We start from the raw sequence: 26,836 nt of genomic DNA on the forward strand, positions 1-26,836 counted from the left end.
TTCCGTTATCAGCAATTTAATGTTCGGTTTTTTACCGATTTTGTTGTTGTAAATCTGTCAACCAGTGCTCTTCCCAGTCAAAATAGCTCGTTGCTTCGGATGCTTCAAACACGTGATCAGGATAAGGCAGTGCTAAAGGAGGACGATCCTGTTTCGGAAAATACGCCAGTTGCTTTGATTCGTCATCGATGGCTTCGAGCGTTCCGCCGACTACCTTACACTCGAATACCGTCGCTACATATTCAACTTCGTTTCCATCTGGGTACGTCAAACGGAACGACTCTCCACCGAAGGTCGCAATCAGACGGACCGGTCGGACGAATAGACCCGTCTCTTCATAGACTTCGCGAATGACTGCCTGTGCCGGTGATTCCCCCAGTTCGATTGCTCCAGCAGGCAAACTCCAAAACGGACCTCCTGGATCCTGAAAGAGGATGTGACCTGCTTCGTTTCGAATGATCGCTGCGACGCATGGTGTAAAAAGACGCTGCGTTCCGACAAGTTGGCGCAGATTGGCATAATAATTAGAGATTGGCATGACGTGACTCCTTTCGGTCTTCTTTTAATAGGGCAAACAAAACAAAGTCTTCCCAGGCATCGTTGATGAAGAGATTTTGTTTCGCGATTCCTTCTTTACGAAATCCGACTTTTTCAAGGACACGGATCGAGCCGATATTCTCTGGCATGACTTCAGCTCGGATCCGGTGAAACTGGTGGATATCAAATAAATGATCCACGAACAATCCGACCGCTTGTGCCATATATCCTCGTCCTGAAAAGGCGGCATCCAACTGGTAGCCAATCATGCACGTCTCCGCTGGTCCACGTTGAACGAACATCGCCGAAACATCCCCAATCAACTGGTCCGTCTCGGATAAAAAAACACCATACGCATAATAAGCATCTTGACGCATCAACTCTAGATGACGATGAATCCGTTCTCGTTGCCCTTCTATCGTGTATTGTTCAGGTGACGGCTTGATTGGCATCCAGTATTCAAAGTGATCACGGTTTCGCAAATTCACCTCAAGGATCTCCGCTGCATCCTCCAAGATGTACGGGCGTATGTATATAGGAAGCATATAACGTTCCTCCATTTCCATTATTATCTTTAGTTCAAGAAGTTTGGGTGTTTCATAATTCATATAGCGGGAATCTACATAATAGTTTCATTACATTACAGTGACAGCATACTATAGAGAAAACTGTCGAAGAAGGAGTGACCTATGTATTCAGACATTGATTTGCTCAATCAAATCAAACAACGCGATTCCGTCGCGTTAGAACGATTATACGATCGTTACGAAAAAACACTCTTTCTTCTATTCCGTCGCACACAAGTCGAGGATGCACTCATTTATGCCGCGATGACGCAATTGTTTCGTACCGTTTGGGAACAACCGACACGTTATCCGAACTTCCAAGGATTCATTTTGCATACATTACGACAACTTAGTAGTAAAAGAGAACATATTCCGACTCGTTGAAAGAATCAGTTATACTCTTTCGACACAAGTAGAATGAACCCTTTAATTGCATGCTTTATTCAGAGAAGAACAGCTTCGTTTGTTCTTTTTTTGTTTTGTCCTTTCTTTTTCGATTCAGGCATGCTATATTATTAAGTAATTATTGTTGTTCGGTGGAGATACGAAGTGTTTCACTTTATATTCGATGAAATTGATCACGGTAGTAATAATCAGTGTGCCAGTCACACGCAGGAGGCAATACACATGGAACAAGGTAAAGTAAAATGGTTTAACGCAGAAAAAGGATTCGGCTTCATCGAGCGCGAAAGCGGAGACGACGTATTCGTACACTTCTCAGCAATCCAATCTGAAGGTTTCAAATCACTTGACGAAGGTCAAGAGGTTTCTTTCGAAGTTGAAGAAGGTCAACGTGGACCACAAGCAACTAACGTTGTAAAACTTTAATTTCTTTTAGACCCTGCTCACGCAGGGTCTTTTTTTGTGTTTATATATGCTACACTAGCGATTCAGGAAGAAAGGAGATGTAACATGACACTCGAACAAACGATGCAACACCTTCAAGACGCTATGCTAAAAGGAGATTTATCACAAGTCTCGCATCTATTATCTCCTGAATTCACGTTCATCGATGCGTTAGGGCGGTCATTCGATGCCGAGACCTACCTCGATCATTACGTGGATCCTGCAAACATCCGCTGGTTATCCCGGACCGATGATTTTTCATACATTGATCATTTCGAAGATACGGCAATCCAATATAGTTTGACAGAAGATCGATTTGAATACGGAACAACTCAATACGTTGGTCGTTTCCGGATCGTATCCATCTATCGTGCTACGTCAGATGGTTGGAAATGGCACTTTGGTCAATTGACATCTCTTGATCCGTCGTAACGGATTCAAGGGATGTTTTTGTTTTCATTTTCCATTCATCGTCAGTTGGAATTGCTTCTCATTTTTCATTCCGTTACACTTGAGTGGTACATATTTTCTGAAAATTCAAGAAGGAGTGTTCCTCATGACGGTTTATAACTTCTCTGCCGGTCCAGCAGTCCTTCCTGCCCCGGTCCTATTGAAGGCTCAATCCGAGCTACTCGATTATGAAAATTCAGGACAATCCGTTCTTGAAATGAGTCATCGTTCGCCAATCTTCGAATCGATTCGGGAGGCAGCTGAACAATCCTTACGGAGACTGATGTCGATTCCCGATTCGTACTCCGTATTGTTTCTTCAAGGAGGAGCTACACTTCAGTTCACGATGTTACCGCAAAATCTGGCGACGAAGACCGGACGGATTGATTTCATCGATACCGGCGGCTGGTCGACGAAGGCGATTGCAGATGCCAAACTGTACGCCACGGTCAACGTGCTCGCCTCTTCCGCTGATCACGGGTATCGCTTCATCCCAGAAGGTCCGTTCACGTCAACGGCCGACTATTTGCACATCACTTGGAACAATACCCTCGAAGGGACGACGTATCAGACACCGCCACATGTCGATGTGCCACTCGTCGCTGATGTCTCGTCTTCGATTTTGTCTGAACCATTGCCAATCGAGTCATTCGATGTGTTGTATGCTGGTGCTCAAAAAAACCTTGGTGTCGCTGGTTTAACGGTCGTCATCGTGAAGAACGAGTTGCTTGATCGTGTTCCTGACACGATTGGTGCCTACTTACGGTATGACATCCATGCCAAACAGCGGTCTCTTTATAACACGCCACCGACGTTTAGTCTTTATATGACGAAATTAGTGCTCGATTGGATTGAAGAGACGGGACTCGAGACGATCGCGGCACGAAACGTCTCACAAGCGCGCATGTTATATGAAGCAATTGATCAATCCGATCTATTTCATAACCATGTAGCCGTCAAGGATCGAAGCCGGATGAACATTCCATTCTCGACCGGAAGCGAATCGAAAGACGCTGCTTTCTTGAACTTTGCTGCGCGTCACGATTTAATCAACCTTGCCGGTCACCGCTCGATTGGTGGAATGCGCGCGAGTCTTTACAATGCGATGCCGACCGAAGGAGTTACGGCACTGATTCACATCATGCACCGTTTTGAACAGGGGGAACGTTAAATGTATCAAATTCAACTATGGAATGATCTATCAGACAAAGGATTAAAACGATTTACAGACGACTATCACGTCCAGCGGGAAACGGAGCAACCAGACGCCTTTCTCGTCCGCAGCAAGGATTTACATGACATGCGCTTTCCAGATAGTCTCAAAGCCGTCGCCCGAGCTGGCGTCGGTGTCAATACGATTCCACTCGATCAACTCGCGAACCGCGGGATTCCCGTCTTTTCGACACCAGGTGCCAATGCGAATGCCGTCAAGGAACTTGTCATCGGTAGTTTGTTCCTGACGGCGCGAAAACTCGTCCCGAGTCTGCTTTGGACGAACAACTTGCGCGGACCGGATATTCCGGAGCGGATCGAAGCGAACAAAAAACAATTCGTCGGAACGGAGTTACTCGGGAAACGAATCGGGATCGTTGGACTTGGGGCGATCGGGGCAAACTTAGCCAACACCCTTCACGAGCTCGGCATGACCGTCACAGGCTATGATCCACACATGTCCGTCGAGTCCGCTTGGCGCGTCTCGAATCAGATTCAGCGGGCGACACAGCTTGAGGATCTTCTCGCGACAAGTGACTATATCACGTTGCACCTGCCGCTCGTTGACGCAACGACAGGTTTACTCAATGCATCACTTTTCTCGAAGATGAAACATGGCGCGACCCTACTCAACTTCTCGCGTGGTGAACTCGTCGATGAACAAGCGTTAGCAGACGTACTCCGGTCCGGTCGCCTGGCGAACTATGTGACGGATTTCCCGAACGCCTTCATCTTGTCCCTCCCCCGAGTCATTGCCTTACCACATATCGGGGCATCAACGAGTGAAGCGGAAGAAAACTGTGCCATCATGGCGGTCGATCAACTGCGTCTGTTCCTTGAGACAGGAAACGTCCGCAATGCTGTCAATTTTCCAGCTGTCGAGTTACCGTTCACTGGAAAACGACGGATTACGATTGCTCACCACAATATTCCGAACATGGTCGGTCAAATCGCCTCCGTGTTAGCACAAGAGTCGATCAATATCGCGAATATGATCAACGGTAGTAAAGATGCGATTGCCTATACAATCATCGATATCGATAACCATGCGGACGAATCGATATCGCTCGACCGACTGAATCAGATTCCTGGCGTCTTGAAAACACGTCTACTTTAAAAGGAGTGAACCCCATGCCAACTTTCGAACCTTTTGCGGCGTTACGACCGGACTCAAAATATGCGGCAGAATTTGCTGCCTTACCGTATGATGTTTATTCGCGCGAAGAAGCACGTTCTGAGATCCGACGTCATCCGCTGTCTTTTTTGCGGATCGATAAAGCAGAAGCCACCCTTCCGTCATTGATCGCTGAAGATGACCCACGCGTTTATCAGCAAGCAGCGCTTGCCTTCGAAGAGAGTCAAACAAACGGCATCTTACAGCTCGATGCAGACGAGACGTATTACATTTATCAATTGTCAGATGGAACACATACGCAATCCGGTTTCGTCGGATGTGTTGCCGTCAGTGATTATGGGACGAATCAAATTCGTAAACATGAGTTCACACGTCCTGATAAAGAGCGCGACCGTGTCCGACACGTCGAACAGTTACAAGCACATACGGGTCCGATTTTACTTGCGCATCAAACCGATGCACAACTCGAAGCAATCGTCACGACGATTACTGCTGGCGATCCCCTATATGATTTCACCGTCGATGGAGTGACGCATCGAATTTATAAAATCACCGATCGTAATCATCTATTGACGATCGGGAGCCAGTTCGCCCGTCACGATGCTCTCTATATCGCTGATGGTCACCACCGCGCTGCAGCAGCAGCCATCGTTGCCAGTCGGACGGACCAGGAGGAAGCACAACGTTTTCTTGGCGTCTCCTTCCCGCAGGATCAATTACGAATCCTTGGCTACCATCGTGTCGTTGAAGATTTGTACGGGCAATCCGTCGTTGATTTCCTCGAGCGATTAGCCCATCGCTTTACGATCACAAAAGGACGTGCCGAACAAACGAAGCCTCACCAAATCGAGATGTATCTCAACCGGCAATGGTATACCCTTTCGTACGATTCTGAACGAACAGGGACGAAAGCGAATCTCGACGTCTCGATTTTACAAGAAGAGTTGTTGACACCGTTACTCGGTATCGAAGATCCACGGACGGACGCACGGATCCAGTTCGTCGGTGGTCATAAGGGGTATGCCGGTCTTGAGCAGATCGTGGACTCTGGACATGCCGCTGTCGCCTTCCACTTGCATCCGACTTCGATCGAAGATTTAATGGCTGTGGCTGATGCGGGAGAAGTGATGCCGCCGAAGTCGACTTGGTTCGAACCGAAGCTTCGGAGCGGTTTACTGATCCATCCGTTTGATTCATAATGCACACGCACTAAAAAAGCAAGTCGCGGATTCGATATCCACGACTTGCTTTTTCTTATACGTGTCGCAAAAGAAGAGCCGACACAGCTTCTACTTGAATAGTTCCCGACAACGTCGTTGCATTTAACAGACTTTCATACGTTCCCTCAAGCGAAAGAGATTGTGCCTCTTCACTTACGTTGACCACGAGCAAGTAAATCTGTTCACCCTGACGTCGCTCGACGACAAATGTCTGTTTTGTATCATCGATCCTTTGGAAATGATACGTTCCGGCATTTGCTAAAACCGGATGCTGTTTTCGAAGAGCGATCAACTGTGCAACGTGATCGAACAACTCACGGTTCTGCTTCGTCTCATCCCATTCCATACACGCACGGTTTGCCGGGTCTTGCCCCCCAGTCATTCCAATCTCATCGCCATAGTAGATGACGGGTGAACCCGGAAACGTCAACAGTGTAGTGAAGAGTAACTTCATTCGATCGATATTCCCTTTCGCACGCGTTAGAGCACGCGGCGTATCATGCGAGTCAATCAAATTGAACATGACCTCGTTGACATTTTGAGAATGCCAGTTTAAATTCCGGCTGACTGCATGTGAGAAATCACGAACGCTCGTCTCGCCCGTCGCAAAACAAGTCAAAAAGCTCTCTGTCAAACCGTAATTCATGACGGCATCAAATTGATCGCCGAGGAGCCATGGTTGCGAATCCGTCCAGCATTCGCCGACGATATAACATGTTCCGTTCGCAGCCCGGACTTCCTTTCGAAACTCACGCCAAAACGCATGATCGACTTCACTAGCGACATCCAGACGCCAGCCGTCAATTCCGAATTCCTCGACCCAGTAACGTCCGACGTGAAGCAAATAGTCTTTGACGTCCGGATGGGCAGTATTCAACTTCGGCATGTTTCGTTCAAATGCAAACACTTCATAGTTTGGAATCGATGGATCGACCGGGAAGGAATCAATCGTAAACCAGTTGGCGTATTTTGAGTCTTGTCCCTTTTCTAAGACATCTTGAAATGCTGGGTGCTCTTCACTAATATGATTAAAGACGGCATCGAGTAATACGCGGATACCGTTCTCATGTAGCACATCGATCATCTTGCGGAACGTTTTCTCGTCACCGAACGCAGGATCAAGCTTCAAGTAATCAAGCGTATCGTATTTATGATTGGATGGTGCTTCAAAGACTGGGCAGAAGTAGACACCCGTGACGCCGAGACGTTGTAAATGATCGACGTGATCAATGACCCCTTGAAAATCTCCACCGAAGAAATTCTGAAAAGCCGGTGCTTCACTTCCCCACTCCTTCGTTCCCGCTGGATCATTCGTCGTGTCACCATTCGCAAATCGTTCCGGGAAAATTTGATACCAGACCGTATCCTTCACCCAATCCGGTGTATCAAAGACATCCGTCGCATGAACATATGGCACAGAAAAATAATAGCCTGGATGATCGAGTGGTGCTTCGTCATACCAGCCGCGCTCGGTTAAAACGGCTATCTTATCGCCATGAACCTCAAACCCATACCGTACCCGCTTCCGTTCTGGACGGATTGCAATGAACCAATAGTCATACGTCGCATCACTTCCATTGTGTTGCATCGGCGTCCGTTTCACTTTCCATGATTTTTCTTTCTCCGGATCAAAATTCCAATCTCGGTCTTCTTCTTTTTCCGCTTCCCATTCATACGGATCACCATATATCAATTCAACTTTTTCAATATCGCCTTTAGCCGTCATGAGTCGGACATGGACGGTTTCTTGATCATAGGCATAAACGAACGGTGATAATGCGCGATGAACTACTCCAGCCTGATTCAAATTCTGCCACTCTCCCTTAAATTGATATTTCTCTATCGGTAAAGTTCCTTTCTTCCGCATCGCTTAAACGTATTTAGTAGAAATTCAACTGTTCCACCGACATTTTAGTTCAGTCTGTCAGGTAGTTTAAGGTATACTGATAACGCATAGGAAATCAGGGATTTCTGATATTACGGAAAGAGAGTGGATACGAAATGGGTCGTAAATGGAACAACATCAAGGAAAAAAAAGCATCAAAAGACAAAAATACGAGTCGGATCTACGCAAAGTTCGGTCGTGAGATTTATGTAGCGGCTAAACAAGGTGAACCCGATCCAGAATCAAACCAAGCATTAAAGGTCGTTCTCGAACGAGCGAAGACATACAACGTGCCACGTGCCATCGTCGATCGGGCGATTGAAAAAGCAAAAGGTGGAGCGGAAGAAAACTACGATGTCTTACGTTATGAAGGATTCGGTCCAAGCGGTTCAATGGTCATCGTCGAAACGTTGACGAACAACGTTAACCGGACGGCTTCTGACGTCCGTGCTGCATTCGGAAAAAATGGCGGAAACATGGGCGTGAGCGGATCCGTCGCTTATATGTTCGATGCGACGGCAATCTTTGCCTTCGAAGGTAAAACTGCAGATGACGTTCTCGAGTTGATGATGGAAGCGGATATTGATGTGCGCGATATCCTCGAAGAAGACGAATCTGTCATCATCTACGCTGAGCCGGAACAATTCCATGCTGTGCAAGAAGCGTTGAAAGCTGCAGGGATCACCGAGTTCTCACTTGCCGAACTCGTCATGCTCGCTCAAAACGAAGTCGCGTTGTCTGAAGACGACGTCGCACAATTCGAGAAAATGATCGATGCACTGGAAGATCTTGAGGATGTGCAACAGGTCTACCACAACGTAGAACTATAATCAAAAAGACAAGGGGATGGTCACGACCATCCCCTTGTCTTTTTGATTATAGTTTCTGTATCGGTTAACACCCAGAATCGGTCACGCACCGTCTGTATTCATCATAAAGTATGAAACGCGTTTCATAACAAGAACTAAAAAAGATTCATTTATGATGTTTATTTCTTGAATTTAATGGGAATAGTAATATTCGGAGTTGATTATAACTTATTTTGCTTTGAAGAAATAAAAGGAGGAACGAACGATGACATATTCTTTAATTGAAACATTCAAACACATCGTAAGCGAGGCAACTAGCTTTAAGCGCGTTGATTTCGGAGGATACGATATTTATATGCAGACAACAGATGGACGAACGATTACGGCACACATCCGCTATGATGGTGGTGGAACAGACTTCAATGAAGCTTATTTAATGCTAGAATCGAGTACCGGTCAACGTCGCACAGCGACCTTAACGCTTTATCAATTCGAACATCTTTCTTCTTATACTGCACACAGTGAACGGACACGTGCCCTAGTCACAACAAGTGCTTAATGACTATAAAACACGCCTCTCATTCGAGAGACGTGTTTTTTTAATTTTCTTCTCGCTCGAGGCGTTCGAGTTCTGCGTGCGTTTGTGGGAATCCATTCGCTTGCCAATCTGCCCGATGAATGGAATCAAGTTGTGTCAGTCCGACTTCAGCCGGATCGCGTTTCGCGTCGACACTTGGACGATGATCAATATCGTCTGAAGTCGTTTTTCGTTGTTGGTATTGTTGATAGGCGATTGTCGCAATCGCCGCTAGACCACCTAAAATGACACCTGTCTTGAATGTTGCTCGCATGAAAGTTCCCCCTCTATGGTCATTAGTTGTGCTCTAGGTAGATGTACCCGAGTTACTTGAATTTGAATCATTCTTCTCATGGATCAACGTGTTATTTGAAAAAAATCAAAAAAAATTTCAGCCTATTTCTGCCGTGTTCCTACATATTTAATAATCAAGAGAGAAAATGGCTCTATCCCTTATGCTTCAACGCTTCACGTCATGCAAGAAGGAAAAAAGTACGCTATACTTGATTCAGAAACATCTTCGACGAACAAAATGAATCGTGTCTTCTACTGGACAGTTCCGAGCTTCAACAGCTTGCGTTCGCGTCCCTTTTTCATTTTTGGTCGTCGATGTCACAAAGGAGGGAATTTCGTGTCCGTGATGCACGGGGCTATTTTACTGCCCATATTGATCAGTCTTTTCATTCCGCTTCTAGCGAAACGCCTTCCGAACATTCATACCGGTTGGTTTGTACTTGTCGTACCTGTACTGCTCGTTTCGTATTTCAGCCGCTTTCTCGCTGGTACGATGTCAGGTGAGACCTTTACGGCACGCATGCCGTGGATACCATCGCTCGGTATCGATTTCGTCACGTATCTCGACGGACTCGGCTTATTGTTCGCACTATTGATCACAGGAATCGGCTCACTCGTCGTTCTTTATTCGATTTTTTATTTAGATGCGAAAAAAGAATCACTCGGAACATTTTATGTTTATCTGTTGATGTTCATGACCGCCATGCTTGGCGTCGTGCTGTCAGATAACATGATCGTCCTCTATCTGTTCTGGGAATTAACGTCGATTTCGTCGTTCTTATTGATCGCCTATTGGTACGAGCGGGAACGTTCTCGTTACGGCGCTCAAAAATCGATGCTGATCACCGTCTTCGGTGGACTAGCGATGCTTGGGGGAATCGCGATTCTCTCAACACTCAGTGGATCGTTAAGTATTCGTGAGACCTATGCGTCGCTTGAATCGATTCAAGGTGAACCCTTCTTTTCGGTCGCCCTCGTTTTATTCTTGCTAGCTGCCTTCACGAAATCGGCTCAATTTCCGTTCCACATCTGGTTACCGGATGCGATGGAAGCACCGACCCCTGTCAGCGCCTACTTGCACTCGGCAACGATGGTCAAGGCAGGGTTGTATCTTGTCGCTCGTTTCAGTCCGATTTTTGCGGATGAGTCGCTCTGGTTCTATCTCGTCTCATCTGTCGGAATATTCACCTTATTCTGGGGTTCACTCAATGCGGTGAAACAACATGATTTGAAAGGAATCCTTGCTTACTCGACGATTTCTCAGCTTGGATTGATCATGTCCTTGCTCGGACTCGGAGCAGCCGCCTTGCACGTCGACGCGTTAGATGACGGATTATATACGATTGCGACAGTCGCTGCGATCTTCCACCTGATCAACCACGCGACGTTTAAAGGCAGTCTCTTCATGATGGCGGGAATCGTCGATCACGAGACTGGTACTCGCGACATTCGGAAGCTCGGTGGTCTTGCGCAACTCATGCCGATTTCGATGACGATTGCGATGATCGGGACCCTTTCGATGGCGGGGATTCCACCATTCAATGGTTTCTTAAGTAAAGAGATGTTCTTGACAGGTGTACTTGAAGTTTCAGGATCTGACTTGTTCCACTTACCGTCTTACGGTTGGATTATTCCTGTACTCGCCGTCGTCGGAAGTATCTTTACATTCGTCTATAGCATCTTGATCGTCCGCAGAACGTTCTTCGGTAAGCGTCAAGACGACAAGTTACCGAAAACACCACACGAGGCACCGATTGGCATGTTGATTCCACCTCTCGTCCTCGTCTCGCTCGTCGTCATCATCGGACTCTTCCCGAATATATTATCGGATACGTTGATTCGACCGGCAGTCGAAGCGATCTTACCGCAAGTCGTTGATGCGGGTGGCAAGATTGATGTGCATATTTCAATGTGGCATGGATTCAATACTGAATTATTCCTGACACTCGTGATCATCAGTGCTGGCGTAATCTTGTATAAAACACTCCCACGTTGGCAATCGCTTTACAACCGGATGCCACGTGCCGTCTCCTTGAATCATCAATATGACGCCTTGTTACGTCGTGGTGAACAGACATCGACAAAGATCCATGATACGGTCATGACCGGATACATGCGGTCGTATCTCGTCTACATCTTCGGATTCATCGTCATCTTGATCTTGACGGCATTATACGGGTTTAATGCCTTCCGCTTCGCGGTTGATCCAATCAGCTCGATTGACGCGTATGAGATCATCCTTGCACTCGTTCTCGTTTCGAGTGCCCTCTCGATCACCTTTGCGCGTTCACGACTGACATCGATCATCTTGCTCGGTGTGACAGGTTATACGGTCGCTCTGTTCTTCGTCTTGTTCCGAGCGCCAGACCTTGCCTTGACGCAACTCGTCATCGAGACAGTATCGGTCGCTCTGTTCCTGCTCGTTTTCTATCGTTTACCGGAAATCAGCCGGAAAGAAGAGCGCATTCCGTTCAAGCTCGGCAACGCCTTGATTTCGGCACTCGTCGGACTGACGGTGACACTCGTCGCACTTGCTTCTCTCAGCCAACGATCGTTTACTTCAATCGCCAAATATTACATCGATAATGTCGCTGATCTTGCCGCTGGCGGTAATATGGTCAACGTCATTCTCGTCGACTTCCGTGGCTTCGATACGTTGTTTGAGATTGCCGTTCTCGCACTTGCCGGAATCGGAATTTACACGATGATTAAATTCAGACGAACAGGAGGGATGGATAAATGAAAAAGCAGACAAAAAAGCATACGAATGACGTCATCTTAGAGTCCGCGACTTCCTTTATCACGTTCATCATCTTCCTGTTTGCTGTCTACTTGTTCTTTGCTGGACACTATACGCCAGGTGGCGGTTTCATTGGTGGTCTTGTGACGGCGTCTGCTCTTGTCTTGATCTTACTTGCTTACGACATCAAGACGTTACGCCGGATTTTGCCATTCGACTACAAATGGATCACGGCTCTTGGCATGTTGATTGCCGTACTGACGGCTTCAGGAGCGCTTGTCTTTAACGTCCCGTTCTTCACACATGCACATGACTATTTCAACCTACCGTTATTCGGTAAGACATCACTTCATACTGCGATGTTGTTTGATCTTGGTGTTTATCTTGTTGTCGTCGGTGTGACGATGACGATTATTCAAACGATTGGGGAGAGTGATTAATATGGAAATCATCATGGCGATCGCCGCAGGCATCCTGACGATGTGTGCCATTTATCTCATTCTTTCGAAAAGTATTCTTCGCATTATCATCGGAACAGGGTTGCTCAGCCACGCTGCCCATCTACTCGTCATGACGATGGGTGGATTAAAACGAGGCGCGGCTCCGGTCTTAAAGGACGGCGTGACTTCCTATACGGATCCACTACCGCAAGCACTCGTCTTGACCGCCATCGTCATCAGCTTTGGTGTCACTGCCTTTTTCTTGGTACTCGCTTATCGTGCCTATCAAGAACTCGGAACCGATAATATCGAAGAGATGAAAGGAACCGATTCGAATGATTAACTTACCGCTACTACCAATCATCATCCCTTTGTTGACGGGTGTCCTCTTGATGTTTTTCCCGCGACACCTCAAAGGACAACGAATCGTTTCCCTCTTTTCGACGATTTTGACTGTCTGTGCCTCCATCTATCTCGTGCTGACTGTCCGGTCGAACGGCATCTTAACAGTCACACTCGGTAGCTGGCCAGCACCTTTTGGTATTACGCTCGTCTCAGACATGCTATCCGCTTTACTCGTCACGACGACGAGCATTCTTGTTCTTTGTATCATCTGGTATGCCATTGTCTACTTGAGCGTTTCCTATCAACGGTACTACTATTTCATCGCCGTTCAATTCCTGCTCGTTGGTGTCAATGGTGCCTTTACGACAGGTGATATCTTTAACATGTTCGTCTTCTTCGAAGTCTTCCTGATTTCGTCTTATGTCTTGATCGTTCTCGGCGGGAAACCGGCACAATTACGAGAATCGCTGAAGTATCTTTTGATCAACGTCATCTCGTCCGCATTATTCGTCATGACGGTGGCCTTCTTGTACGGAATCATCGGATCACTCAGCATGGCGGATATCAGTCAAAAGATTTCAGAGGTCGGACAGCCGGCAATCCTCAACGTCATCGCCTTGTTATTCCTGATCGTCTTCGGATTAAAAGGTGCGATCTTCCCGCTCTACTTCTGGTTACCTGGTTCTTATCAAGTACCGCCGACGCCTGTTCTTGCTCTGTTCGGTGCCTTGCTGACGAAGGTCGGGGTCTACGGGATTTTACGGACGTATAGTTTGTTCTTCTCAAATGAGATTGGAACGATTCATCAAATCTTAAGTATCCTTGCTCTCAGTACGATCATCATCGGGGTGATCGGTGCGCTTGCGACACGGGATGCGAAGCAAATCATCATCTACAACATCATCGTCGCAGTCGGGGTCATCTTGTACGGGGTTTCCCTCATGACACCGCAAGCACTAGAAGGTGCGATTTTCTACCTTCTTCATGATATGTTGATCAAAGCCGCTTTATTTCTTCTCGTAGGGATCATGGTCGGAATTGCCGGCTCGAGTAAACTGAAAGATATGGGAGGGATGATCAAAACCTATCCTGTACTAGGTTGGACGTTCTTCATCGCGGCGTTATCACTTGCCGGGATTCCACCGCTCAGCGGGTTCATTGGGAAATTCCTGATTGTTCGTGGTGGTATTGAAGCTGGTGAGTTGATTGGACCGATCATCGTCTTACTATCAAGTCTGCTCGTCTTGTATTCCGTCGTTCAATTGTTCATGCGTGCCTTTTGGGGAACACCGAAGACCTACTCGGGTGATAAACAAGCGCTTGTTCCCAAGCTGCTAGTTCCTACGATTGTCTTAGTTGCGCTCAGCGTTCTCTATGGAGTAGGTGCTGAGGCGATGCGTCCACTGATTCAACAAGCCGTCGAACCGTTGACGAATCCAACGCTCTATATCGATGCCGTACTAAAAGGAGGTCGTTAATTCATGGCATTTCAAGTCTTGCTCAACTTATTTCTTGCATTCTTGTGGATGTTTCTCTCAAACAATTTCTCGGCCTCCGGTTTCGTCATCGGTTACGCGCTAGGGCTGATTGCGATGTTCGCTTTCCGTCGCGGCTTCAAAGGTCGCTTTTATCTCGGACCTGTCGTCGCACTCGTCCTATTGTTTTTCCGCTTTCTCTACGAGCTTGTCGTCGCGAACATCGATGTCTTGAAAATCATTTTAAAGCCGAAGTTAGATATTCAACCTGGTATCTTCGCCTATGAGACCGAACTCGATCAACCGTGGCAAATCACGTTGCTGTCAATGCTGATCACGCTGACACCGGGAACGCTTGTCGTTGATATCTCGGATGATAATAAGACACTCTACATTCATGCACTCCACATGCCAGAGGTCGATGAAGCGGTCGCTTCGATTCGCGATAGTTTTGAGAAAGCCATTCTGGAGGTGAGTCGGTGATGTTCGATATTTTAATCTATATCGCACTCGGGGGTGTCTTTCTCTCGATGCTTGGTCTGTTTTACCGGGTCATCAAAGGACCAAGTATTGCGGATCGTGTCATCGCGCTTGATTCAATTGGTATCAGCTTGATTTCAATCGTTGGACTTGTCTCGATCATCTTACGGACGAGCGACTACCTCGAAGTCATCCTGTTGATTGGTATACTCGCCTTCATCGGTACAGTTGCCTTTTCAAAATATATCGAGAAAGGAGAGATCATCGAACGTGATCGCAACCAATGAATTGATCGTCGCGGTCTTCGCCTTGCTCGGTATGGGATTTAGTCTCGTCACCGCGCTTGGTCTGATCCGCTTACCGGATGTCTATACGCGTGCTCACGCTGCATCTAAAAGCGCGACATTAGGTGTCATGTCGATTTTAATCGGCGTCATCATCTATTTCGTCACTGAAGATGGATTCTTCTCCTCTCGTGTCGTTCTCGGCATCCTGTTCGTGCTCATCACAGCACCGATTGGAGGACATCTGATCGCTCGTGCTGCATATTACAGCAATGTTCCGTTGTGGAAATCGTCTGTTCGTGACGACTTGTCCCAGAATAAAGAACATGTGGAACCAAAGAAACGCCAAGATGACGTATAAGTATCGATCTGACAAAACCCTCGCTTCCATTCACGGAAACGAGGGTTTTTTGATTAGGAACGCTGTAAAGATGAGGCAGCAAACAAGAGTGCCAACTCATCACGATTATCTAGCAATTCTTCTAATGTATGCTGTTCCAGTTCCCGGATAAAAGCTCGAAGCGCTCGTCCGAGCACACCTTTTAGACGGCATCCTGGTTCGATGACACAATGACCGTTGCTTCCAAAACACTCGACGATATCCATCGGTTCCATCTCCCGAACGACTTTCCCGATGTTGATGTCTTTTGGCTCACGAATCAAACGGAGTCCGCCTGACCGACCTCTTGTTGATTCGACATAGCCAAGTTTCGCTAATTGTTGTGTTACCTTCATTAAATGGTTGGATGAGATGCCATAATGCTTGGCAATCTGCGGCATTGGTGTGATAACATCCCGGTGCACCCCGAGATACATCAACACACGTAGTCCATAATCCGTATACTGTGTAATTCTCACGATCCTCACTCCATTCCTTCCCAAAACTGCACTGTTATCGTACCATGAAATACGAAACTGACTACATTGTTTTGTCTCATGATTCGAAATTCTGATAAACCTCTATAGGGTTTACGTATGGAATGAAATATTGGATTTAAAATACGAGTTTTAAAAACAAAAAACTATTCCTCCTTTCCTGTTCGAAAGAAGAAATAGTACTGTTTCGTTTTTACTTTATTTTTTGTACAGCCCTTTCACGACATCATTGAAACGGTCGGCATAGTTCGTAAAGACACCTGTAACACCATAATCAAGCATACGTACCATATCCGCTTTTTCATTGACAGTATACGGGTGAAGTAATAAATCATGCGCGCGAATCGCTGAGACGTTCTCACGTGTCAACGCTTTGAAGGAAGGACCGACACCGACTGCATACTGACGGATTGCAGTCAATCGATCATCCGTCAATGCCTTGACTTCGTTCGCTTCCATCAACTGAATAAGCGGTACATTCGGATCCATGGCTTTGACTTTTTGAAGGCTTGCTTCACTGAACGATTGAATTAAGACTTGACCCGGTTTTACACGATCACTCGATAAACCATAAGCTTTTAAGGTATTCAATAACTTCTCTTCCATACCTGGATAAACCTCTGGCGATTTTGTTTCAATATAATAGTTCGCATGCTTTCCATATGTCGAGAAAATTTCTTCAAGTGTCGGCACTTTTAATCCAGCGTACTCTTTTCGAGCAAGTGAAGGGTTTACTTCATTGAACCAGCTTCCTGCATCAAGCTTCTTGATTTCTTCAAGTGTCTTGTCTTTGACAGCACCCGTCCCATCTGTCGTCCGATCAACCGTTTCATCGTGCATCGCAATCAATTGACCATCTTTTGTCATCTGTAAGTCAATCTCGATGTAATCTGCTTTAAATTTCTTATGTCCCATTTCATAAGCTGGCATCGTATGCTCTGGTGCATACCCGGAAGCTCCGCGGTGAGCGACGTTGATGATTCGATTTGGATCGAGCAATGATTTTCCTTTTGATTGTGCACCGACATCTTCTGTCGGAAAACCTGTACTTAATATCGCGCCTGCAGCCATCGTTAACCCAAATTGTTTCAACATAATTGATTCCCCCTTGAAATATTCTTACAATACCTATCCTAAGTCGTATGTATGAAGCTGATATAGAGAAAATGTAAATGTCATTTCGTGATTTGATGACAAAGTGTTATTACGACATAGAAAAAGACCCGTTCGATCAAACGGGTCTTCTTGAAACTTACGCTTCGAAAATCAATGACTCTGGATCTTCAAGCAAATCTTTGATGTGCTTCAGGAACGTAACGGCTTCTTTTCCATCAACGATTCGGTGGTCGTAGGAGAGTGCGACATACATCATCGGACGGTTTTCCATCCGTTCAGCATCAATCGCGACAGGACGCAAGTTGATTGCATGCATCCCTAGAATCGCGACTTGTGGACCGTTTAAGATCGGTGTCGACATGAGTGAACCGAACGTACCACCATTCGTGATCGTGAACGTACCACCCGTCAAGTCAGATAGACCGAGTTTGTTGTCACGCGCTTTGACAGCGAGTTGAATGATATCTTTTTCAATCTCAGCGAAGTTCTTCTTGTCCGCATCACGTACGACAGGAACGACGAGACCGTCCGGTGCTGAGACCGCAATCCCGATATCGTAGAATTTCTTCAGGACGATTTCATCCCCTTGAATCTCAGCATTCAAGTATGGCATCTTCTTCAGTGCTGCGACTGCTGCTTTTGTAAAGAATGACATGAAGCCGAGCTTGACTTCGTTTTCCTTCACAAATTTCTCTTGGCGACGTTTACGTAGTGCCATGACCGCTGACATATCGATCTCATTGAATGTCGTCAACATCGCTGCCGTTTGTTGAACTTCAACGAGTCGGTTCGCAATCGTCTTACGACGGCGTGACATCTTGATTCGCTCTTCCGGTTTCCCAGGAGCGGCTGCAGGTGCTGGTGCCGGTGTAGCGGGTTTCGTAGGAGCCGGTTTTGCTTGCTCACGTGGTGCTACTTCAAACGTCGCGACGTCTTGGACGCGGATGCGACCAAGTGGATCTTGCGTCGCCACTTGTGCTAAATCGATTCCTTTTTCACGAGCCAGTTTACGGGCAGCAGGTGAAGCAATCGGACGATCCGCAACAGATGTACTTTCAGTCGCTGCTGCAGCCACCGGTTGTTCCGCTTTTTCTTCTGCTTTTGGCGTTTCTTGTACTGGTTCTGCCGCAGCCGGTTTTGAAGCCTCGCCACCAGCAGAGATGACAGCAATCGTTTCCCCGACGCGAACTGTATCTCCTTCAGCAGCCATCACTTCCGTCAACGTACCTGCTTCATCTGACGGTACTTCGATGTTGACTTTATCTGTCTCGAGCTCAACGATGGCTTCCCCTTTTTCCACGTGATCACCTGGTTGTTTTAACCAAGACGCCACCGTTCCTTCAGTAATTGATTCGGCAAGTTCTGGTACTTTGATTTCCATCGTATTCTCCCCCTATGACTCGATTCTATCTTAAGTTATAATGTGTGATTTGATACGTGTGATGGTGCTGTTGGAGTAGAAACAGTCGCTGTGAGTGCATCATTGATGATACGTGCCTGCTCTACTTTATGACCTGACGGGTCACCTTCTGCTGTACTAGAACGACGACGACGACCGATGTAACGGACGGTTTGGATGCCGTTCGGTGCGACTGTCTCAAGTCGAGGTTCCATGAAGGACCAAGCCCCCATGTTTTTCGGTTCTTCTTGTACCCAGACCATCTCTTCGACGGCTTCATAGCGCGCGATGACTTCTTGTAAGGCTTTCGCCGGGAACGGATACAACTCCTCGACCCGGACGATTTGTAGCCAATCGAGATTCTCATCTGATTTTGAAACGGCTTCTGCTAGATCGATTGCCATCTTACCAGAACAGAACACAAGACGTTTAACACGATCTGGTGCTTCGCCAAGTCCAGCTTGTTCGATGACACGTTGGAAACTACCTTCCGTCAACTCAGAGACATCGGATGTTGCAAGCGGATGACGCAAGAGACTCTTCGGCGTCATGACGACGAGCGGTCGGACTTCCTCTTTCCCGAGAATCGCTGCTTGTCGGCGCAACAGGTGGAAGTACTGGGCAGCACTTGACACGTTCGCGACCGTCCAGTTTTTCTCACCCGATAACGTCAAGAAACGTTCTAAACGACCACTCGAGTGTTCTGGTCCTTGCCCCTCATAACCATGCGGAAGCAACATGACGAGACCTGACGTTTGTCCCCATTTTGCTCGGCTAGCTGAGATGAACTGGTCGAAGATGACTTGACCTGAGTTCGCAAAGTCCCCATATTGCGCTTCCCATAATACAAGTGTTTCCGGAGCGAAGACGTTATAACCGTATTCAAAACCAAGTACACCTGCTTCAGACAACGGACTGTTGTAGACCGAGAATGATGCAGTTGCCGTTGACAAGGCATGGAGTGGCGAGAAGCCTTCTCCTGTTTTCACATCATGAAGATTAATGTTCCGTTGTGCGAACGTTCCCCGTTCAGAATCTTGACCGCTCAAGCGGATGGGTGTTCCATCTGAGAGAATCGAAGCGAACGCCAATGTTTCGGCATGTCCCCAGTCAATTCCGTTCTTCGTTGAGAACGCATCCGTCCGGCGCTTCAGGACCTTCTCAAGTTTATGGAACACTTGGAAGCCGTCCGGCCACTGTAATAATTCTTCATTGTACGCCGTCAATGTTTCAATCGAGACCCCTGTCTCGATGGTCGGAACGCCTTTAAAGACGACGTCCGGCATGACCCCACCGTACTCTTTCTCGACGTTTGGTACTTTTTCACGAGCTGCTTTCATCTGGTCATTGATCGATGTTTCAATCGATTGAATTTCGTCAGCTGTCGCATCCCCGTTCGCGACAAGTGTTTTCCCGTACAAGACACGAATTGGATCATGTTTATGAATCAAATCGTATAAGACCGGGTTCGTATTCATCGGTTCATCCATTTCGTTATGACCAAAACGACGATATCCGATCAAATCAATCATGACATCCTTCTTAAACGTTGCCCGGTACTCGCTCGCGAGCAACGCGACAGCGAGACAGCTTTCCGGCTCATCCGCATTGACGTGGAAGACTGGGATCTCATATCCTTTGGCAAGATCACTCGAGTAACGCGTCGAACGGGAGTCCGTCGGCTCCGTCGTGAAGCCGATCGTGTTGTTCGCGATGATATGAATCGTTCCGCCGGTGTTATATCCTTTGAGATTCGCTAAGTTCAATGTTTCAGCCACGATTCCTTGACCTGGGAACGCTGCATCACCGTGGATCAGGATCGCAGCAGCAGCCGCTTGCTCTTGGCGTGGTGCTCCTTTTTGTGAGCGATCATCTTGTGCCGCACGTGTGAAGCCTTCGACGACTGGGTCGACGAACTCAAGGTGCGACGGATTGTTCGCAAGCGTCATCCGCACGTTACGTGTCTCTTGCTCAAGTTTTCGGTTTAAACCGAGGTGATACTTCACGTCGCCCGTCCAACCGTACGTGATCCCAATCGAGCCTTCAGATGGTACGAGGTCGTGGTTTGGTGCATGCTGGAACTCAGCAAAGATCATTTCATACGGCTTCCCGAGTACGTGCGCCAAAACGTTCAACCGTCCACGGTGTGCCATTCCGATATTGATCGTCTCCGACCCGTTCGAGATGAGGTGTCCGACGATTGTGTCGAGCAATGGCACCATCGCGTCAAGTCCTTCAATCGAGAAGCGTTTTTGACCGACGTATGTTTTGTGCAAGTATTTTTCGAAGAGGTCCGTTTCAGCTAAGCGTTTGAACAACTGTTTCTTTTGTTCAGCATCTAGCGTCGCTGTCAAAGCACCTTGCTCGATTTTCTGACGGAGCCATTTCTTTTCATCGAGATCGTCGACATGCTGGAACTCAACTGCGGCTGCTCCCGTGTACTGCGCTTTTAAATGTTCGATGCCTTCAAATGCGTCCTGTACACCAGTTGGTGGTTCAGGACAGACGAGTGAGACTGGCATTTTTCGAAGATCTGCTTCTGTCAATCCGTACTGACTCAATTCAAATAATCCTGTTTCTCGCGGATGGTCCTTCAGCGGATAGATATCCGCCGCAAGATGTCCTTTTGCACGAATTTGTTCCGCTAAACGATTCGCCGCAAGATATTTTTCGAAATCTCCTGTCTCGACTTGCATCGGTACAACTGGTTCCGTCACGGGTGCACCATGCTCTTCGAAGTAAGCACGTGTCTCCTCATCAACGGATGTTTTGTCTTCTAAAAAACGCTCGTACAATTCAATGATGTAGCCAAGGTTTGGTCCATAGAATGCTTGTTGATCTTGCTCGTGGCCTGCCATGTACGGTTCCCCCCGTTTCTATATTTCTCCCCACACATCCAGTGGATACTCGATGTGTTTCCAGCCCTCTACCTGTTAGCGCTTTCAAAAGGAATTGCATGAATAAAACGCTGAACGTCATGAGAAGGAATGATCGTGTCATTCTTCCATGAAAGTGCCTTCGTTACTATATTACTACTCTTTTCCTGTGTGTGCATTTCGAATTCCCAAATTCTTGCGCTTAAATGTATAAGTTTTTCTTATGAGCGCTTAGCCAGTTATTTATGATTCGTCAAAAAACCGGCGTATCCGCATTTAGATACGCCGGTTCCATCATAAGACTTTACTAAGGAACGATTGCGTCCGTTCGTGTTGTGGAGAATCAAACAATGCTTGTGGCACGTTCTCTTCGACGATATAGCCACCATCCATGAATAAGACGCGATCTCCAACCTCTCGAGCAAATCCCATCTCATGGGTCACGACGACCATCGTCATGCCTTCAAGGGCAAGCTGTTTCATGACGGCAAGCACGTCACCGACCATTTCCGGGTCAAGCGCTGACGTTGGCTCATCAAACAACATGATTTTCGGATTCATCGCAAGCGCGCGGGCAATAGCGACCCGCTGTTTTTGACCTCCAGATAATTCACCTGGATAATTATCCGCTTTTTCACGTAATCCGACTTTATCGAGTAGTTCAAGTGCCCGCTGTTTCGCCTGTTCTTTATCCGATTTACGCACTTTAATCGGTGCGAGCGTGACGTTTTCTAGCACGGTCTTATGTGGGAAGAGATTAAAATGTTGAAAGACCATCCCGACTTCTTCCCGGACCTTGTTGATATCGACCTTTGGACTCGTAATGTCGAAATCATCGACGATGACCGTGCCACCCGTGATCTCTTCCAATCGATTCAAACAGCGTAAAAACGTACTTTTCCCAGATCCCGACGGACCGATGACACAAACGACTTCTTTTTCTGCAATCGAGACGTTGATGTCTTTTAAGACTTCATTCGAACCGAAGGATTTTTTTAAGTTCTTCACTTCAATGATACTCATCGTAATGTAAACCTCCGTTCCAAGAACTTCGCCACTAAGGACAAGAGATAAATGATGACGAAGTACATCAATCCGACGACAGACCAGACGATAAATGGTTCGAACGTCGTCGATTGCTGAACCTGACCTTGTTGCGTCAAGTCAGCGATTCCGATGATCGACAGCAACGATGTATCTTTTAAGCTGATGATCGATTGGTTCGTAATCGTTGGTAACATCCGTCGGAATGCTTGCGGTAAGATGATCTGTACCATCGTTTGACGCCCTGTCATCCCGAGTGAACGCGCAGCTTCTGTTTGTCCTTTATCAATCGACTGGATACCAGCTCGAATGATCTCCGCAAAATAAGCACCGGCATTGATTGCGACCGTCAATATCCCTGCATACATCCGGTCCATCGATAACCATTCGAGCGAATTGAGTCCAAAATAGATGAAGAATAACTGAACGATGAACGGCGTTCCGCGAATGACATCAATATAGACAATTGCGATCCCGTTTAAGATTTTTGATGGTGATAACCGCATCAATGCGACGACTAAGCCAATCAGAAAGCCGACGATGACCGCGATGATGAAAATATACAATGTGACTTGAAGCCCTTCCAAGAAAAATGGAAATGCGGTTTTGACCACTTCCATTGGCTATCCCACTCCCTTATCGCCTTGCGACTTATTTCAGATACGTGTCAACGATTTTATCGTATTCACCGTTTTCTTTCAGATTCGCAAGCCCTTTGTTGATTTTCTTCATCAGATCCTCGTTCTCACCTTTTAAGACAGCGATTCCGTAGTTGTCCCCGTTGAGACGGTCTCCGACAAGTTTTAATCCAAGGTTTTGTTGTTTGTTTGCATATGAGATGACAGGATAATCTTCAATCAAAGCAGCAGCGTTACCATTCTTCACTTCTTGGAACATCGCTGGACTGTCATTGAACTGTGTGACTGTAAAGCCCAGTTTATCTGCGTTATCCGTTGCATATTTCGCACCCGTCGTTCCCTTTTTGACGGCTACTTTTTTCCCTTTTAAATCGTTGACAGATTTAATACCATTCTCATCTTCTTTGACGACTAGAATAAGACCAGCTTTGAAGTATGGATCCGAGAATGTGACGACTTTCTTCCGTTCTGGCGTAATACTCATACCGGCAATGGCAACGTCCAATTGATTTGCTTGAAGTGCCGGAATGATGCCGCTAAAGTCCATCGCCTCAAATTGAATCTTGAAGTTCTGATCCTTCGCAATTGCTTTCATGAGATCGATGTCGATTCCTTTGTACGTATCCCCGTCTTTATATTCGAATGGTGGATACGTGACGTCAATGCCGACCTTATAAGTCTTTCCTTCAGACGACTCTTCTTCTTTCGAACCGATGCTACATGCACCAAGTACGAGAACACAGCTCATCAAGAGCGCTAGCAAGATACTCCCTTTTTTCATGTTTGTTTCCCCTCTCCTATGTGTTAAAGATTGTCTACTTCACTTAGTACTTTCCCTGAAGAGTACCCTCTTTAAAACGTATTTTACCAGAAAAATTCTAAAAAGATAAATATTTCTGAATTTTTATTCGTTGTAATCGTTTTCTATTCAGCAATAAAAAAAGGGCAACCCCCTGCTGGGATTGCCTCCTTCAATCATTTATGCCGCCGAGAGGACTTGAACCTCCACGGTGTTGCCACCACTAGATTCTGAGTCTAGCGCGTCTACCAGTTCCGCCACGACGACGTTGATTTATGATATTAATATAGCGGGTAAAGAACGGAGTTGTCAATCATTTCGCAAGATGTTGCGAACGAACTTCTCGACGACATCATCATACAATGCTGGATCCTCAAAATAGGCCATCGCATGAGCGGCATTTGGAATGACGACGAGCTCTTTTTCCGTTGGACAAGCTTCATACAGCTCATACACCATGTCTGTCGGTACGAATGTATCCGCCCCACCATGGATGAACAAAATCGGTACTTGTGCCTTTTTGACCTGTTTCAGCGCAGATGCTTCACGGAACGTATAACCAGCCTTTAGCTTCGTCAATACGCTCGTCATGCCTAAGAACGGAAAGTGTGGTAGACGGTACATCCGCTTCATCTGATACGCAAGGACTGCATTAACGGACGTATAGGCACAATCAGAAATGATTCCTTTGATTTGTGGTGGGAGTTGTTCGCCACTCGTCATCAATACGGTCGCCCCTCCCATCGATACGCCATGCAGGAATAGTTTCGCCTCCTGTCCGATCCGTTCAATCAGATAGTTCGACCAACTGAGACAATCTTCCCGATCATGCCATCCGAATCCGATGTAGTGACCGTCACTCATTCCGTGTCCACGATTATCGGGCATCATGACATGGAAACCGGCCTGATGGTACAGATAGGCGAATCCGGCTAAATCCGTTCCGACGCCTCCGTACCCGTGCACGAGAATGACGATCCGATTTGACGGAACAGGTGACGGAAGAAAATGCCCGCGTAACGTTAAACCGTCTTTCGCTTCAATCTCGATCCGCTCAAGCGGTTGCTCCTTGATCCATGTCTGACCAGGTTGCATCAATCGGACCATCTCGTCACTTAGATCTCGATTATTCGATAAGAATGGCTTTGGATTCGTAGCGATTGCCATCTCGTAAAAATAATAACTCGCTGCTACTAATCCGGATCCGATGACTCCGATTCCAATTTTTGTTCTGCGACGCATCTGCCCCACTCCTTCTTTCCGTTATAACTCGATCTTCAGTTGAGCAGCATGGTCATCCTCTTCATCCTGCAAGACTTGTTGACGTAATCGCTGTTCTTGTTGCTGACGCCGGTAGGCAAATTCTTGGACGAGCTCTGTACCCGTGAATCCATCTTCTACGAGTTCGCTCAATAAATCTGTTTCTGTCTCGACGACCTCCCCCGGACGTCGCATGACGAGAACATCTCCGACTTGTGCAATCAGCAATTCATCTTCTAGACGAAGTGCATCGTAAAATGGTTCCGGTAACGTCATCCGACGTGTCTCCGGATTGATATGGACGCGTTTATAAACGCCTAATGCTTGAAACTTACGACGTGCCATTGCGTGCTCTCCTTTTTAGTTGAACGTCAGATCGATTCGTGAATCTTTTCCTTGAATACGAACCGTACCCGTCGCTCCATTGATTAACGTCACCTGCGGCGGCTGATGACCGATGTCAAGATCGTATAAGACTGGTAAGCCTGTCTCATCCGCTAGATATTGATACACGTTTAGCCATGTCAGGTCTTCTGTAATCCTTGCAGACGTGCGCCCGAATAAAAAGCCAGCCGCATGGTTGAACCAGCCAGCATACGCCATTTGTCGCAGCGTCCGGTGCACCTCTGCCGAATTCGCTTCAGACACCTCAAAGTACCAGAGTATCGGTTCTCCGTTGATCTCTTCACGCTGGAAACGCTGCACATCTCCATACGGTGTCCCAATCAGATGGCGAATCGTCTCTAGGCACCCACCAAGTATACGTCCGGTCACTTCTGTTCGCTCATCAAGTGCTTTCCATTCCGTCGCTTCCGTTAGCTGAAATAACGAACCTGCTGGACGTTCTTCATCAGTCCATTTGGATTGATAACGATCGGAAGCCCACTGTGTAACGGTTCCTCCAGTTGGCGTCGCAAGTACTCGTCGCCAGGCACTTGTCGTCTCGTCCCATTCTTCACTTCGAAGCTCAACGAAATTCGGACCATGTGCTGTTGCAATTCCCGTCTGAAGCGTCAGACTGAGCAATAGCGTACTGATATCGGAATAGCCAAGCAACCATTTTGTTTGGTAAGTAGCTAGCGTCAACTCAGGTAAAAGATCAATGGCGCGTTCCCCGCCAAATGGCGGGATGACGGCATCAATCGTCTCATCCGTCATCATGCGGTTCAATTCTTCGGCCCGTTGTTTAGCCGGTGCACTCTCAGCATGTTGATGCGACCAAATCGTTTCGCCTAAACGGACGTTCATTTGTCGTGCTTGTACCTGTTCAACTGCTCGTTCGACCCATTCCTGTTGCTGTTCACTTAATCCGGAGGAGGGCGCCGTCACTCCGATCGTTTGACCTGTCCAACCTAAAAATGGATATTTCATGGTGACCCCCTATAATGTCATAGTGTGAAACTATCTTCTCGTCAAAATATGAGTTCATTATACCGTTCTTATGCCGCATTACCAACTTTTATCCTGTTCGAACGTCGTGATACGAACAAAAAACACGATTCCGTACGAGCGACCTGAATGAACAAGTCACCT

29 protein-coding genes and 1 tRNA gene are annotated in these 26,836 nt (G+C 46.9%); 15 read left to right on the forward strand and 15 right to left on the reverse strand.

The features are described 5' to 3' along the window. Nucleotides 1-31: 31 nt before the first annotated feature. Together U719_RS09385 and U719_RS09390 are read right to left on the reverse strand one after the other, a co-directional pair. Complete coding sequence (locus U719_RS09385) at nucleotides 32-538, reverse strand: NUDIX domain-containing protein (RefSeq protein ID WP_023468526.1); 507 nt, start codon at nucleotides 536-538, stop codon at nucleotides 32-34. Beyond that, the gene (locus tag U719_RS09390) at nucleotides 525-1,103 is read right to left on the reverse strand and encodes a GNAT family N-acetyltransferase (protein ID WP_369792078.1); all 579 of its coding nucleotides are present in this window, start codon (nucleotides 1,101-1,103) and stop codon (nucleotides 525-527) included. The genes U719_RS09385 and U719_RS09390 overlap by 14 nt, the downstream gene beginning before the upstream one ends. A 123-nt stretch (nucleotides 1,104-1,226) precedes the next feature. On the opposite strand from U719_RS09390, the gene U719_RS09395 reads away from it, so the two are divergent. From U719_RS09395 to U719_RS09420, 6 genes are all read left to right on the forward strand, one after another. After that, a complete protein-coding gene (locus U719_RS09395) occupies nucleotides 1,227-1,487 on the forward strand; it encodes a hypothetical protein (RefSeq protein ID WP_023468528.1) in 261 nt (86 codons plus the stop codon). A gap of 243 nt (nucleotides 1,488-1,730) precedes the next feature. Next, nucleotides 1,731-1,931 (forward strand): cold-shock protein, encoded by a 201-nt coding sequence (locus U719_RS09400; protein WP_023468529.1) that lies wholly within the window; start codon nucleotides 1,731-1,733, stop codon nucleotides 1,929-1,931. Between the two features lie 84 nt (nucleotides 1,932-2,015). Beyond that, nucleotides 2,016-2,381: a nuclear transport factor 2 family protein gene (locus U719_RS09405; RefSeq protein ID WP_023468530.1), complete on the forward strand. Its 366-nt coding sequence runs from the start codon at nucleotides 2,016-2,018 to the stop codon at nucleotides 2,379-2,381. A gap of 124 nt (nucleotides 2,382-2,505) precedes the next feature. Beyond that, nucleotides 2,506-3,570 (forward strand): 3-phosphoserine/phosphohydroxythreonine transaminase, encoded by a 1,065-nt coding sequence (gene serC, locus U719_RS09410; RefSeq protein WP_023468531.1) that lies wholly within the window; start codon nucleotides 2,506-2,508, stop codon nucleotides 3,568-3,570. Continuing rightward, a complete protein-coding gene (locus U719_RS09415; protein ID WP_023468532.1) occupies nucleotides 3,571-4,728 on the forward strand; it encodes a phosphoglycerate dehydrogenase in 1,158 nt (385 codons plus the stop codon). Between the two features lie 14 nt (nucleotides 4,729-4,742). Further along, nucleotides 4,743-5,945 (forward strand): DUF1015 domain-containing protein, encoded by a 1,203-nt coding sequence (locus U719_RS09420; protein WP_023468533.1) that lies wholly within the window; start codon nucleotides 4,743-4,745, stop codon nucleotides 5,943-5,945. 55 nt (nucleotides 5,946-6,000) lie between these two features. Here U719_RS09420 and U719_RS09425 read toward each other — a convergent pair whose 3' ends face one another. Further along, nucleotides 6,001-7,773 carry a glycoside hydrolase family 13 protein gene (locus tag U719_RS09425; protein ID WP_023468534.1) on the reverse strand — a complete coding sequence of 591 codons (1,773 nt, stop codon included), beginning with the start codon at nucleotides 7,771-7,773 and terminating at the stop codon, nucleotides 6,001-6,003. Between the two features lie 194 nt (nucleotides 7,774-7,967). On the opposite strand from U719_RS09425, the gene U719_RS09430 reads away from it, so the two are divergent. Then, nucleotides 7,968-8,681 (forward strand): YebC/PmpR family DNA-binding transcriptional regulator, encoded by a 714-nt coding sequence (locus tag U719_RS09430; RefSeq protein ID WP_023468535.1) that lies wholly within the window; start codon nucleotides 7,968-7,970, stop codon nucleotides 8,679-8,681. A gap of 244 nt (nucleotides 8,682-8,925) precedes the next feature. After that, on the forward strand, nucleotides 8,926-9,219 hold the full coding sequence (locus tag U719_RS09435; protein ID WP_023468536.1) for a hypothetical protein: 294 nt from the start codon (nucleotides 8,926-8,928) through the stop codon (nucleotides 9,217-9,219). Nucleotides 9,220-9,259: 40 nt separating this feature from the next. On the opposite strand, the gene U719_RS09440 is transcribed toward U719_RS09435, so the two are convergent. Continuing rightward, nucleotides 9,260-9,511 (reverse strand): hypothetical protein, encoded by a 252-nt coding sequence (locus tag U719_RS09440; protein WP_023468537.1) that lies wholly within the window; start codon nucleotides 9,509-9,511, stop codon nucleotides 9,260-9,262. Between the two features lie 357 nt (nucleotides 9,512-9,868). On the opposite strand from U719_RS09440, the gene U719_RS09445 reads away from it, so the two are divergent. From U719_RS09445 to mnhG, 7 genes are read left to right on the forward strand one after another with little or no spacing between them, the layout of a single operon-like run. Then, nucleotides 9,869-12,274: a Na+/H+ antiporter subunit A gene (locus tag U719_RS09445; RefSeq protein ID WP_023468538.1), complete on the forward strand. Its 2,406-nt coding sequence runs from the start codon at nucleotides 9,869-9,871 to the stop codon at nucleotides 12,272-12,274. Next, a complete protein-coding gene (locus tag U719_RS09450) occupies nucleotides 12,271-12,711 on the forward strand; it encodes a Na(+)/H(+) antiporter subunit B (RefSeq protein ID WP_023468539.1) in 441 nt (146 codons plus the stop codon). Before U719_RS09445 ends, U719_RS09450 begins: the two co-directional genes overlap by 4 nt. A gap of 1 nt (nucleotide 12,712) precedes the next feature. After that, nucleotides 12,713-13,054, forward strand: coding sequence for a Na(+)/H(+) antiporter subunit C (locus tag U719_RS09455; protein WP_023468540.1), 342 nt, complete (start codon nucleotides 12,713-12,715; stop codon nucleotides 13,052-13,054). Next, nucleotides 13,047-14,534 (forward strand): Na+/H+ antiporter subunit D, encoded by a 1,488-nt coding sequence (locus U719_RS09460; protein ID WP_023468541.1) that lies wholly within the window; start codon nucleotides 13,047-13,049, stop codon nucleotides 14,532-14,534. The genes U719_RS09455 and U719_RS09460 overlap by 8 nt, the downstream gene beginning before the upstream one ends. Nucleotides 14,535-14,537: 3 nt before the next feature. Further along, entirely contained in the window at nucleotides 14,538-15,014 is a 477-nt protein-coding gene (locus U719_RS09465) for a Na+/H+ antiporter subunit E (RefSeq protein WP_023468542.1), read from the forward strand. A gap of 47 nt (nucleotides 15,015-15,061) precedes the next feature. Continuing rightward, complete coding sequence (locus U719_RS09470; protein WP_369792086.1) at nucleotides 15,062-15,298, forward strand: Na(+)/H(+) antiporter subunit F1; 237 nt, start codon at nucleotides 15,062-15,064, stop codon at nucleotides 15,296-15,298. Continuing rightward, nucleotides 15,282-15,656 (forward strand): monovalent cation/H(+) antiporter subunit G, encoded by a 375-nt coding sequence (gene mnhG, locus U719_RS09475; RefSeq protein WP_023468544.1) that lies wholly within the window; start codon nucleotides 15,282-15,284, stop codon nucleotides 15,654-15,656. Before U719_RS09470 ends, mnhG begins: the two co-directional genes overlap by 17 nt. A 53-nt stretch (nucleotides 15,657-15,709) precedes the next feature. Here mnhG and U719_RS09480 read toward each other — a convergent pair whose 3' ends face one another. The 11 genes from U719_RS09480 to U719_RS09530 all read right to left on the reverse strand — a co-directional run bounded on the left by U719_RS09480 (nucleotide 15,710) and on the right by U719_RS09530 (nucleotide 26,674). Next, entirely contained in the window at nucleotides 15,710-16,153 is a 444-nt protein-coding gene (locus tag U719_RS09480; RefSeq protein ID WP_023468545.1) for an Rrf2 family transcriptional regulator, read from the reverse strand. Between the two features lie 216 nt (nucleotides 16,154-16,369). After that, nucleotides 16,370-17,266, reverse strand: a complete 897-nt coding sequence (locus U719_RS09485; protein WP_023468546.1) for a glycerophosphodiester phosphodiesterase — start codon at nucleotides 17,264-17,266, stop codon at nucleotides 16,370-16,372. Between the two features lie 157 nt (nucleotides 17,267-17,423). Then, complete coding sequence (gene odhB, locus U719_RS09490) at nucleotides 17,424-18,668, reverse strand: 2-oxoglutarate dehydrogenase complex dihydrolipoyllysine-residue succinyltransferase (RefSeq protein ID WP_023468547.1); 1,245 nt, start codon at nucleotides 18,666-18,668, stop codon at nucleotides 17,424-17,426. Nucleotides 18,669-18,703: 35 nt separating this feature from the next. After that, nucleotides 18,704-21,544, reverse strand: a complete 2,841-nt coding sequence (locus tag U719_RS09495) for a 2-oxoglutarate dehydrogenase E1 component (RefSeq protein ID WP_023468548.1) — start codon at nucleotides 21,542-21,544, stop codon at nucleotides 18,704-18,706. 312 nt (nucleotides 21,545-21,856) lie between these two features. Next, entirely contained in the window at nucleotides 21,857-22,585 is a 729-nt protein-coding gene (locus U719_RS09500; protein ID WP_023468549.1) for an amino acid ABC transporter ATP-binding protein, read from the reverse strand. Further along, nucleotides 22,582-23,226: an amino acid ABC transporter permease gene (locus U719_RS09505; RefSeq protein ID WP_023468550.1), complete on the reverse strand. Its 645-nt coding sequence runs from the start codon at nucleotides 23,224-23,226 to the stop codon at nucleotides 22,582-22,584. The genes U719_RS09500 and U719_RS09505 overlap by 4 nt, the downstream gene beginning before the upstream one ends. Nucleotides 23,227-23,257: 31 nt before the next feature. Next, nucleotides 23,258-24,025, reverse strand: a complete 768-nt coding sequence (locus tag U719_RS09510; protein WP_023468551.1) for a transporter substrate-binding domain-containing protein — start codon at nucleotides 24,023-24,025, stop codon at nucleotides 23,258-23,260. Nucleotides 24,026-24,226: 201 nt separating this feature from the next. After that, nucleotides 24,227-24,310, reverse strand: a tRNA-Leu gene (locus tag U719_RS09515). A gap of 42 nt (nucleotides 24,311-24,352) precedes the next feature. Next, a complete protein-coding gene (locus U719_RS09520) occupies nucleotides 24,353-25,285 on the reverse strand; it encodes an alpha/beta hydrolase (RefSeq protein WP_023468552.1) in 933 nt (310 codons plus the stop codon). A gap of 21 nt (nucleotides 25,286-25,306) precedes the next feature. Continuing rightward, on the reverse strand, nucleotides 25,307-25,648 hold the full coding sequence (locus U719_RS09525; RefSeq protein ID WP_023468553.1) for a hypothetical protein: 342 nt from the start codon (nucleotides 25,646-25,648) through the stop codon (nucleotides 25,307-25,309). A gap of 15 nt (nucleotides 25,649-25,663) precedes the next feature. Further along, nucleotides 25,664-26,674 carry a S66 peptidase family protein gene (locus U719_RS09530; protein WP_023468554.1) on the reverse strand — a complete coding sequence of 337 codons (1,011 nt, stop codon included), beginning with the start codon at nucleotides 26,672-26,674 and terminating at the stop codon, nucleotides 25,664-25,666. Nucleotides 26,675-26,836: the final 162 nt, after the last annotated feature.

The organism is Exiguobacterium sp. MH3 (assembly GCF_000496635.1).
Classification (GTDB): Bacteria; Bacillota; Bacilli; order Exiguobacteriales; family Exiguobacteriaceae; genus Exiguobacterium_A; species Exiguobacterium_A indicum.